The 12,678-nt window shown below is 41.7% G+C and carries 6 protein-coding genes; all 6 read left to right on the forward strand.

What is annotated here, in order from left to right; all coding sequences use genetic code 11:
• Positions 1-12 precede the first annotated feature (12 nt).
• The 6 genes from LVD16_RS09360 (at position 13) to LVD16_RS09385 (ending at position 12,669) form a co-directional block, all read left to right on the forward strand.
• Positions 13-3,024 carry a SusC/RagA family TonB-linked outer membrane protein gene (locus LVD16_RS09360; protein WP_233773670.1) on the forward strand — a complete coding sequence of 1,004 codons (3,012 nt, stop codon included), beginning with the start codon at positions 13-15 and terminating at the stop codon, positions 3,022-3,024.
• Positions 3,025-3,042: 18 nt separating this feature from the next.
• Positions 3,043-4,677, forward strand: coding sequence for a RagB/SusD family nutrient uptake outer membrane protein (locus LVD16_RS09365; RefSeq protein WP_233773671.1), 1,635 nt, complete (start codon positions 3,043-3,045; stop codon positions 4,675-4,677).
• A gap of 130 nt (positions 4,678-4,807) precedes the next feature.
• A complete protein-coding gene (locus tag LVD16_RS09370) occupies positions 4,808-7,924 on the forward strand; it encodes a SusC/RagA family TonB-linked outer membrane protein (protein WP_233773672.1) in 3,117 nt (1,038 codons plus the stop codon).
• 25 nt (positions 7,925-7,949) lie between these two features.
• On the forward strand, positions 7,950-9,515 hold the full coding sequence (locus LVD16_RS09375; RefSeq protein ID WP_233773673.1) for a RagB/SusD family nutrient uptake outer membrane protein: 1,566 nt from the start codon (positions 7,950-7,952) through the stop codon (positions 9,513-9,515).
• Between the two features lie 87 nt (positions 9,516-9,602).
• Positions 9,603-11,099 (forward strand): arabinan endo-1,5-alpha-L-arabinosidase, encoded by a 1,497-nt coding sequence (locus LVD16_RS09380; protein ID WP_233773674.1) that lies wholly within the window; start codon positions 9,603-9,605, stop codon positions 11,097-11,099.
• A 19-nt stretch (positions 11,100-11,118) separates the two neighbouring features.
• Complete coding sequence (locus LVD16_RS09385; protein ID WP_233773675.1) at positions 11,119-12,669, forward strand: alpha-N-arabinofuranosidase; 1,551 nt, start codon at positions 11,119-11,121, stop codon at positions 12,667-12,669.
• The last annotated feature ends 9 nt before the right edge of the window (positions 12,670-12,678 follow it).

Raw genomic sequence — 12,678 nt, forward strand, 5'->3', positions numbered from 1 at the left:
AAACCTAACACCATGATAAAAACTCTACTACTACAATTTTCCTTCATTCCTATTCTCCGAAGGGGAGCCTATCTAATGGGAGTGTTGGTGCTGCTCTGTGTGTCTGAGCTTCAGGCTCAGGATGTTAGAACTGTTACAGGAAAAGTAACGTCTTCAGAAGAGAATGAGGCTTTGCCCGGTGTAAATGTCCTGATTGAGGGTACCACTAAAGGTACCGTTACAGGTGTGGATGGAACTTATTCTATCCAGGTATCCAATAATGATGTGCTGGTTTTTTCATTCGTAGGCTTTGTTACCAAACAGTTGCCGGTAGGAAATATGACTACCATGGATGTGAAACTAGAGCTTGACATTACCTCGTTGGATGAGGTGGTGGTTTTAGGATATGGTAAACAGCTGAAGTCTGATGTTACAAGCTCTGTCGCCGCCGTTAAAGATGATGAATTTATAAAAGGAAATGTGGTAGATGCGGGCCAGCTTATTCAGGGCAAGGTAGCTGGACTCACCGTTTCTATGCCTAGTGGTGATCCTACCTCCGGGACGCAGATACTACTAAGAGGGCAAAGTACAATTTTAGGAACTAACGTAAGTCCGCTCATACTTATAGATGGAATTCCTGGAGATTTCAAAACCGTGCCACCAGAAGATATTGCTTCCATCAGTGTATTGAAAGATGGCTCCGCAGCGGCCATTTACGGTACCAGAGGTACCAATGGAGTTATTCTTATCACCACTAAAAGAGCCAGCGGAAGCCTGAATGGACTGGATTATTCGGTGAGCTTCAGTACTCAGCAGATCACCAGAAAACCAGAGTTATTAACCGCCGGTGACTATCAAGCCCAGATAGCAGCAGGCGACAGGGCAGCTCAGTGGGATCTTGGAAGTTCAACGGACTGGTTGGATGAAATCACTCAAACACCTTTCAGCCATGTGCACAACCTTACTTATCGGGGAGGAAATACTACTACCAATTACTTGGCTAATATCAACTATAGAGATCTAGAGGGGATCTTCCTAAAATCTGATAATCAAACCTTTACTGGGCGTATCGATATAAACCACGCCATGTTTAATGATAAGCTTAAATTTAACTTAGGTCTATTAAGCTCAGCGAATAACTTCACTAGTACTGGAGATGGGGCCAGCTTCAACGGTTACACTTACAGACAAGCACTTCTTTATAATCCTACTTCGCCTATTTATAATGATGACGGCTATTACTATGAGCAAACCGGTTTGTTTAATTATGAAAACCCATTGGGAAGAATCTATGAATCGGATGGCGAGCACAGATCTCAAAATGTAAGGTATACTGCCTCAGTAAGCTATTTGCCCGTAACAGGCCTAGAGCTTAAATCTAATTTTTCAGTAAACAGATACAATCAAACCAGAGGCTATGCCGAATCGAAGCATCATATTTCTACTTTAAGAGATGGCAGAAATGGTTTTGTATCTAATGGCACCAGAGAAACCCAGGATAGATTAATGGAGCTTACGGCCAACTATTCTACGGTTTTCGGTAATCATAATATTTCTGTTTTGGCGGGCTACAGCTACCAGGATTTCTACTATAGAGATTATTGGATGCAAAACTGGGATTTTCCTACTGATATTTTCAGCTACCATAATATAGATCAAGGTCAGGCTATAAGAGAGGGGGAAGTAAATGTACCTATAGATGGCTTCACTTCTAAAACTAACTTAATAGGCTTTTTTGGTCGGGTAACTTATTCTTATGAAGATAAATATCTGTTCATGGCCAGCCTTCGTCATGAGGCGGCCAGTCAGTTGGTGGGTACAGAAGATCCATGGGGAACCTTCCCGGCGGTATCAGTAGGCTGGAAAATATCTAATGAGTCATTTCTTTCAGGAAGCAATATAGTAGAACTACTAAAGTTAAGAGCTGGCTATGGTGTTACAGGTTCCCAAAACTCAGCGCCTTTCGGAGCGGTAGCATTATTGTCTTATAATAATTTCTACTATTTCAATGGTTCATGGGTGCCTACACTTTCACCTTCACAAAACTTTAACCCATATCTTCAGTGGGAAGAGAAAAAAGAACAGAATTATGGGATAGATTTTAGTTTACTGAAGGGCAGGGTTTACGGATCAGTAGACTATTACATCAGAAATATTGATAACCTGTTGTATGATTTCGCTGTGCCCAGCCCGCCAAACCTCTACAATACTACCCGCGCTAATGTGGGAGTGATGGAAAATAAGGGATTGGAGGTATTGGTGAACATTGTGCCTATAAAAACTCCGGATTTTGAATGGACTACCTCTCTTAATTTCTCTACTAACCAAAATAGCCTCAAGAGTTTATCTAATGACTTGTATGAAGCTACTAATGACTGGTTTGTAACGGGAGCCACCGGTGAGCCGATCCAGACATATACTCACCGGGTAGAGGTGGGTGAGGATATTGGCAATTTCTACGGTTTTAAAGTGGTGGATGTAGGTGAAGATGGTTTGTGGATTTACGAAAATGCTGAGGGTGAGAGAGTTGCTTACGCTGATTTCACTCATGCTGAAGAAGATAAGCAGGTCTTAGGAAACGGTTTGCCCAACTATTATGCAGGTTGGAATAATACTTTCCGGTATAAAAACATAGACCTGTCTATAACCATGCGGGGAGCTTTTGATTACCAGATTCTCAATTTCCAGCGCATGTATTATGAAAATCCTACCATTCAAAACTACAATAGACTGGCTTCTTCTACTGACCCGGTATTTGGTAAGGCAGCACTAACCGCACCTTTAGAATATAACAGCTACTATATAGAAGATGGAGACTTCTGGAAGATCGATAATATTACCCTGGGGTATAACATTCCAGCCATTGGTAATAACTTCATAAAGAGAGCACGTATTTATGCCTCAGCTCTAAATGCTTTTGTATTTACTGGCTATAGTGGCATAGATCCTGAAGTGAATCGTTTGGGGCTGGATCCCGGTAATGACGGTAGAGATAAATATCCCACCTCTCGTACCTACACCGTTGGTTTTAATATTTCTTTCTAGGGCCTAAAGCATACTTCAATGAAAAAGTTAATTAATCATAAAACACTTATAGCTAGTATCTTCATAATTACAGCCCTTTTTTCTTGTACTGAGCTGGAAGATGAAAGCTTCAATAATATAGTTTCCAAAGATTTTACACCCACCACTGAGCAGGAGATTGCCTCAATTGTAGGATCTACCTATGTGGCCTGGAGACAGACCTTTTTGCTATGGAATGGTGTATGGCGCAGTCAGGAAGTATCTGCAGACCAGATAGTGATACCCGCACGCCCTAATGGCTGGGTAGATGGTGGTGTTTACAGACGGATACATGAACATAATTGGACAGCTCTCGAAGATAATGTATTCCAAGGCTGGAATAGAACTTATGCAGGTATTACTAACTGTAACAGAGTTATTTATCAGATAGAATCAGACATTTTGCCTTTAGGTGAAAATGCGGCTTCTACCTTGGCAGAGCTCAGAGTGCTAAGGGCTTCATATTATTACATTCTTATAGATTTGTATGGAAATGTGCCCATAGTTACAGACTTTGATGTGCCTGAAGGCTTTTTACCTGAGCAGAAAAGTAGAGAAGGGGTATATCAGTTTGTAGTGAAGGAAATACTGGATAACATAGATATGCTTAGCGAGGCAAACGATGGCACCACCTATGCCAGGTTTAATAAATGGGCGGCCTATACCTTATTAGCTAAGATTTACCTAAATGCAGAAGTTTACACAGGCATCGAGCAGTGGGGCAAATGCATAGAGGCGTGTGATGCTGTGATTAATTCTGGCGCTGGCTATATCTTGGAGCCTGATCAGAAAAATGTTTTTGTAACAGAAAACGAAGGATCAAAGGAAATAATTTTCGCGCTTCCTATAGATGAAACATACACCACCGATTGGAATGCTTTTGATGTACATATGCAATCTTTACAACCGGCAAATCAGGCCACTTATAAACTGCTCTTTAGCCCTTGGGGTGGTATGTGTGCCATTCCACAGTTCATAGATACATTTGACCCCGAAGACAGCCGACTGACTCAAAACTTTATCTATGGGCAGCAGTACTCCGCTAGTGGAGAAATGCTTATGGGAACGTTAGGAGCCTCAAGCGGCCAGCCTTTGGCCTATATTAATGAGCTACCTGGAGTAGATCAATCAGAAGAAATTCATGGCTATCGTTTTGGCAAGTTTGAAATAGAAGTAGGCTCATCCAATATTCTGAATAATGACTTTCCATTATTCAGATATGCAGATGTACTCATGATGAAAGCTGAGTGTCTGCTAAGAAACGGTAAAGCTGATGAAGCAGCTCAGATAGTATCTCAGGTGAGAGAGAGAAGCTTCAAGGCTAATCCCTCCAAAGCTACCGTTACCGGTGATCAGCTAATGCAAGGAAGCGTGTATGATTATGGCCTTAGAAACCACTTGGAGACTACCGCAGAAGGTGGTGCCGATGTAGAGTACGGACGCTTTTTAGATGAGCTGGCCTGGGAGTTTAACCAGGAGGGCCGCAGAAGACAAGATATGATCAGATTTGGAGTGTATACTACCAAATCTTGGTTGTCTCATTCAGCCAGTGCTGATTACAAAAAGCTTTATCCTATTCCACAGACGGAAATCAATAACAATATCAATTTGGGGCAGAACTTCGGATATGATTAAAATCGTCAACAGCAGGTTCTCATATAGGTACATGACTTTATGAGATCCTGCTTTTAAACATTCAAACTAAATTTTTTTATCTAAATAAATGTGAAAAATACACTTAAATAAAAACTAAACCTATCTACTCATGAATGAAAAATTACACTTACTGTTTAGGCATCGTTTCGGCTGCATTAGCATAAGGCTACTCGGAATGGTGATTATGCTACTATTATCATTACCCACCTGGGCACAAAATGATAAGCTCATCAGCGGTAAAGTTCTTTCTGCTGATGAAAACGAACCTCTACCCGGAGTAAATATCGTCATTAAGGGTACGCTTGAAGGCACTGTTTCAGGAGCTGATGGCAGCTATTCTTTACAAGCTTCATCTGATGATGTGCTGGTATTTTCTTTTGTCGGCTTTGCCACTAAGGAGGTAAAAGTAGGATCGCAATCTCAAATAGATGTTTCTTTAGCCTCAGATTTCACCTCTTTGGAAGAAGTGGTGGTGGTGGGATATGGTACGCAGCAAAAATCTGATATCACCGGCTCCGTGGGTATTGTGGATGCTGACGAAATGAAAAAGTTTGCTACCAGTGATGTGTCTCAGCTACTACAGGGTCGAGTATCCGGAGTGCAGGTGAATAGCGATGGTCAGCCAGGAGCTGCACCCAGCGTGCGAATTCGGGGTTTTAGTACATTCGGTAATGCTCAACCTCTTTATGTTATTGATGGCGTGCCTATTGGTACATCGCCTCGAGATTTCAATCCAAATGATGTAGAATCTGTGCAGGTACTTAAAGATGCTTCAGCAGGAGCAATTTATGGATCTCGTGCCGCCAACGGAGTGATCATTATTACCACGAAAAAAGGAAAGCAAAATACTCCTTTAAAAGTGAGCTATAGTGGCTATTACGGCATTGATAAAGTTTGGCAGATCATACCAGTATTAGAGCGAGAAGACTATCAGATGATTGTCAACGAAGTGCGATCTAATGCCGGCTTGTCTTTGTTGCCAGGAAATGATCCTAACTCACCGGTCTTTATTGATGACGTAAATACAGACTGGCAAGAGAAAGGGCTGAAAACCGGATCACGACAAAACCATAATATCAATTTTTCTGGCGGTGGTCAGAATATGACTTATAACGTTTCTTTAGATTATTTCGATAATGAAGGCACATTTGTCGGAAACGGACCTGACTACAAACGTTACTCTGCCAGAATAAATACCACTACTGAAAAAGGGATTTTCAAATTTGGTCAGTCCTTTTATTATGCACACTCGCATGAAAATACCCTGACTTATAATTCTACAGTGCTCAAGGGTAGTCGTCCACCATTAATTATTGATCTGGTGGAGGCCGTGCCAACCCAAAAAATCTATGATGACAACAATGTTGGTGGATATGGAGGTACTGAAGCAGAAATTCATAATGTTATTTCGCTGAATGCCATTGGTATCAACAGCATGTTTGAAAATTATACAGATGTAGACCGTATTCTCGCTTCTGGCTATGGAGAGCTGGCACTTATAGATAATGACAAACATAAGTTGAAATACAAGTTGAATCTCAGCTATGATAAAACAGTGGCTCATGATTTCTCTTTTATCCCTGCTTTTGATTTGGGTTATTTCTTTAACCTTGAAAATGCTCAAATGGATGAGGGAAACAGAACTTATACCACCGGCCTTGTGGAAAATACACTTAATTATAGTTTAAAGCTCGAGAAGCATACATTAGATGTTTTGGTTGGTCAGATGTATCAAAATGTGAGTTTTTATGATGCTTTCGGCCACACTGAAAATCTTACAGAGCCATATTTCCCTACTTTAAACAGTGGTTCTAATAAATCAGCGTCGGGAGGTAAAAGCGAAAGTGTGCTTTCATCTTATCTAGGAAGAATTAACTATAATTATGATGACAGATATTTATTAACGGCAACTATTAGAAGAGACGGTTCTTCACGTTTCGCACCGGATTATAGATATGGTAATTTCCCATCCATAGCACTAGGTTGGAGGCTTTCCAATGAGAGCTTCCTGAAGATGCCTACCTTCATTGACGATGTGAAAATTAGAGCCAGCTATGGCCAACTGGGTAATCAAAATATTGGTGACTACCTCTATTCTCCATACATCAACTCTAACATTCCCTATAACTTTAATGGTGTAAAGGTCATAGGCGGCCTGCAAACCAGCGTGGTTTCAGAAAGGATAAAGTGGGAGGTGAAAACTTCTACCAACATTGGGGCGGACGTATCCTTATTTAATGGCAAGGTTGACTTCTCAGCTGAGTACTATAATAGTAAAACAGAAGATCTTTTGGTAGGAGTACCTATTCCATTTACCGTAGGGTCCGTGAACTTCAGGCCTACGGTAAATGCAGGTAGTATGCGAAACCGCGGTTTTGAGTTTGTGCTTGGCTATCATAAACATAGTGGCGATTGGAATTTTGATATATCAGCCAACCTTTCTACGCTGAAAAACGAAGTACTTTCCTTAGGAGGAAACGATGAGCCGATCTACGGCGCCGGATCAAAAACGGAGGTAGGAAGTGAAGTAGGTCAGCATTTTGGATATGAGGTGCTCGGCATTTTCCAGAGTGAGGCAGAACTATTAGAGCATGCTGAGCAAAGTGCAGCTACAGCTCCGGGAGACATCAAATTTAAGGATCAACTTACTGTGGATACTGATGGTGACGGTGTGCCTGATGCTGCCGATGGTATTATAAATGCCGATGACAGAGTGTATTTAGGCAGCGCTATTCCTAATCTGACTTATGGTCTTAACGTTTCCATTGGTTATAAGAACTTTGATTTTACCTTATTTACATCAGGCGCTTCAGGCTACAAGATCAATAGCCGCATGTACAGAGATCTCATGCTTACCACCGATTACATCAACAGGCATGAAGATATCCTGGACCGCTGGACGCCAGAGAATACAGATACTGATATCCCACGATTGGTGTCTGATGATCCTAATGGAAACCAAAGAGACTCTAACCGTAAGGGATTCTTGCAAGATGGTGATTATCTGAGAATTAACACCGTCTCGCTAGGGTATACATTGCCAAGAGGTCTGGTGAAAGGGTTGGATAATGCTCGGGTGTACCTTACCTGTCAGAACCTGTATAGCTTCCAGTCTTACAAAGGTTATAACCCTGATTTTACATCAGATGTATTTTCTCCGGGGTTTGACTTTGGCTCATTTCCAAAGCCCAGAACTATCATGTTAGGCGTTCAGCTAGGTTTTTAATCAATCACCTTAGATCATAAGTAAAATGAAAATATTAAAATATTACATAGCACTGGTGCTGCTAATAATGATGGCACCAGCCTGTGACGATAAATTAGAATTGACTAACCCCAATAGTCAGACTGCGGATACCTTTTGGAAGAATCAAGATCAGGCAATAGCCGCAGTTAATGCTACCTATACCGGATTTATTACCGATGGTGGTTATATGAGAATGTTCCCTGCTCTAACAGATGGTAGGGGCGATGATTTCCGAGGAGATAGTCCATGGCCAGATCTGGTACAGGTGGCTAATTTCACCATTTTGCAAACTTCAGGACCAGTGCGCTGGATATGGGAGGCTCATTATCAGATAGTATTCAGAGCTAATCAGGTGATAGCTTATGTTCCTGGTATTGAGATGGATGATGACCTTAAAAACAGACTTTTAGGACAAGCATATTTTCTAAGAGGAATGGCCTTTTTTAACTTGGCCAATACTTACAAAGAAATTCCTATTGTAACTGAACTACCTCAATCCACAGATGACTATTATCCTGCTACAGATACTGAACAGGTGATCTGGGAGCAGATATTTTCTGATTTTGAAATGGCTAAGTCTATGCTTCCAGTATCTTACTCTAATGTGTCCGGCCCGGATCAGGGTCAATTGGGGAGAGCTACAAAGGGTGCTGCCACTGGCATGTTAGGTAAGGCTTTGCTTTACAGGCAAGAATGGACCAGAGCCATTAATGAGTTTAAGTTATTGGTAGACGGACCAGAATTAAATATTTACAGCCTGGTGCCGGAGTACAGAGATAATTTTAAGCCTTTTAATGAGAATAACTCCGAGTCATTGTTTGAAATTCAATTTGCTGATCCGAACACCGTAGGTGGTACCATCTATAACTATGGTGGAGATCCGAATGCTAACTGGAAGCAGGTGAACTCCATTGGTCATACTTATGCTATGGAAGGCTTTGGTTATTCAGACTTTCTACCCACTACCTGGATCTATGAAGAATTTAGGAAAGAGAAAACAGTAGATGATAAATATGATCCCAGGATGTATACAACTATTGCTTCTTATGAAGCAGGCGTTTCAGAAACAGCTTACGGTGGCCCATGGATAAATCCACAGGATAAGATTTACCCTAGAAAATATACTCACGATGGTATTGAAGGCTTCACTAATGAGAACAACGGTACCGAAAACTCAGGGATCAATTATCGAATTTTAAGATATGCAGATGTGCTGCTCATGTATGCCGAAGCTTTAAATGAAGACGAGAGAACTGCTGAAGCTTACCCATATATTCAACAGGTGAGAGACCGCGCCAATTTACCTGATCTGGCGGCTACAAAACCTAATATGACTAAAGCACAAATGAGAGAGCAGCTGGCTCATGAGCGCGCTTTGGAGTTGGCAATTGAAAGCATTCGCATCCATGATATTATCCGCTGGGGATGGTTGTATGATGATGCTAAGCTGGCTGAATTGCGTACGCATGATCCTGACTTTGATACCTGGAGACCAGGCCATGAATACCTGCCTATTCCTCAGGAAGATTTAGATTCTAATCCTAACCTAAGCCCAAATCCGGCTAATTAGTGACAATAAGAGATGGTGCCATACTTTTAAGTAAGGGTTTTTAGTATGGGCCATCTCTTTACTATAAAAACAACCTGAACAGTGTTTATGAAACCTAGCATATCATATAAATTAATCCTTTTTGCTTTGGCTTGGGCCATGCTTTTTTCCTGTAAGGAAGATAAACCGGGTAGTAATCCTGATCCGGAACCAGATACTACCACCGTATCAACAGATTTTGATCCCGGTACTATTACAGATACTTATGGAGCAATTGCTTCAGGGCCATCTTCTTTGTGGGGACCCTACAATGTTCATGATCCATCTATATTGAAGGATGGCGATTTTTATTATTGCTACTCTACTGATGTTGCCTATGGACAAGCTGTGGTATTTGGTACTACTGCGGGGCACCAGATCAGAAGATCAGAAGATCTTTTAGAATGGAAATATAGAGGAACTGCTTTTGGTAAATATCCACCTAAAGCTGAGGGTTTTATTAAGGCTAATGGAGGTGAACCCGTGGAGAACTTATGGGCACCTTATATCTTAAAGCATAATAATGAATATCGCCTGTATTATTCTTTAGCTTCATCCATTGGCAGGCTTAGTGCGATAGGTCTCGGCGTAGCCAACAGCCCTGATGGTCCCTTTATAGAGAGAGATACTGTGGTAACATCTTACGGGGATAACAGCCAGCATACCAATGCCATTGACCCAACCATAGTGACTACTCCTGATGGAGATCAATGGATGGCCTACGGCTCTTCCTGGGATGGTATATGGATGTTGGAGCTGGATCCTGATACCGGATTACCTAAAAATCCGGGTAGTAATGGTCAGAAAATAGCACACCGTGGCTTTACCAATAACACCATCAATGGGAATATTGAGGGAGCAGAGATTATTTACAATCAGCAGTTTGATAAGTACTACATGTTTATCGCTTATGATTGGCTGGCTACAAAATATAATGTGAGGGTGGTGAGAGCTGATCATCCTGAAGGACCATACTATGATTTTAATGGGGCGGATGCCATTGATTATCAGGATAATGCGCCAATGATTTTAGCTCCGTATAATTTTAAAGGGCACAGCGGCTGGCAAGGAGTATCTCATCCCGCTGTATTTTCGGATGGCAATAATCAATATTTTATCGCTCATCAGGGAAGGCCAGTAGTAGACCCTGCTTTCATGGTGCTGCATGTTCGCAAAATTCATTGGACAGAAGATGGATGGCCCATAGTGTCGCCAGAGCGCTATGCAGAGGTGGAGCAAACTGAAATTGCAGAGGAAGACATTGCCGGTGGCTGGGAACAGATCATTCTAGGTTATCAGGTAGTGCCTGGGTTTGGAAATGAGCAGTTGTCTCCAGATTTACAAAGCGCCTTTGATCTGACGATAAATGCTGATGGATCGCTTAATGATGATGCCGGCACATGGACCTGGGAAGCCCCATGGCTCATCATGACCTGGAATAATGGTTTTACTGACAAAGTTCATGTAGAGTGGGCGCGCGATTGGGAGAATCAGGTGGAAAAAACGCTGGTTTTTACCGGCCTGAATAATGATGGTACGTCCATCTGGGGTAAAAAAATCAATTAAAATTATAATAGATTAATTCATGAAATCAAACTTCTTATACTTAAACCTAATCATAGCTTTTTTTGCAGTGGGCCTGGCTCATGGGCAGGAGGCCACTGTAAAACTTCAGCCTGCAGATAATGCTCCGGTTATTAATAAGCACATTTATGGCCATTTTGCCGAGCACTTGGGCAGATGCATTTATGGAGGTTTCTACGTGGGCGAAGGAAACACCAAAATCCCTAATACTAATGGAGTTAGAAATGACATTATTGAGGCTCTTAAAGAACTTCAAATCCCTAATTTAAGATGGCCAGGTGGTTGCTTTGCAGATACTTACCATTGGAAAGATGGCATCGGTCCGAAAGCAGATAGACCTACCATGGTGAACCGCTGGTGGGGCGGGGTGACGGAAGATAATAGTTTCGGTACCCATGACTTTCTAAATATGTGCGAAGAAATAGGTGCAGAACCTTACCTGGCAGCCAATGTAGGAAGCGGAACAGTAAAAGAGCTTACCGACTGGGTGCAATATGTAGGTCATGAAGGTGGAAGCCCAATGTCTAAATTAAGATTGGAAAATGGGCGTAAAGAACCATGGGACGTTACCTTCTGGGGAGTTGGTAATGAAATGTGGGGCTGCGGTGGCAATATGACGCCTGAATATTATGCTAACTTGTATAAGCAATATGCCACCTTTATGACGGATTGGTCTAATAGCGATAGTCTGTTTAGAATAGCTTCCGGAGCTAACGTAGCAGACTATCACTGGACTGAAGTACTCATGCGCGATATACCCAAAAATTTGATAGAAGGAGTGGCACTTCATTCTTACTCATTTGTAGAATGGCATAAGAAAGGTTCTGCCACCGCCTTTGACGAGGCGCAGTATTTTTCTACCATGCAAACCGCATTGAAAATGGATGAATTGGTAACAAAGCACTCGGCTATTATGGATAAGTATGATCCGGAAAAGAGGATAGCTCTGGTAGTAGATGAGTGGGGCGGCTGGTATAATGTGGAAGAGGGAACTAACCCCGGATTTCTTTATCAGCAAAACACTATGCGCGATGCCATGATTGCAGGTACTACCCTGAATATCTTTAACAATCATAGCGAAAGAGTTCGAATGGCTAACCTGGCTCAAACCGTAAATGTGTTGCAGGCCGTTATCCTTACCGATGGTGAGAAAATGTTGCTCACACCTACCTACTATGTGCTAAATATGTACAAGGTGCATCATGATGCCACGCTGATACCTGTAGATCTGAAAACGGCTGATTATCAGTTTAATGGAGAAAAACTGCCGGCGGTTTCAGTATCAGCTTCTAAAGATAAGAATGGAGCCGTTCACATTACTTTGGTAAATATCGATGCAGCTAAAAGCCAGTCGGTAACTATCAATTTGGGTAATATCGACGGTAAAAACCTTACAGGACAAATCCTTCAATCAGATAAATTGCAAAATCACAATACCTTCGATCAGCCAAATGCTATACAACCAACTGATTTTAAAGATTTTAAACATAAAAAGAACGAATTAACGGTGAAGCTACCTGCGTTTTCGGTAGTAATGTTAGAGATAAAATAAGAAATGAGA

The sequence above is a fragment of the Fulvivirga ligni genome, from assembly GCF_021389935.1.
GTDB classification, from domain to species: Bacteria; Bacteroidota; Bacteroidia; order Cytophagales; family Cyclobacteriaceae; genus Fulvivirga; species Fulvivirga ligni.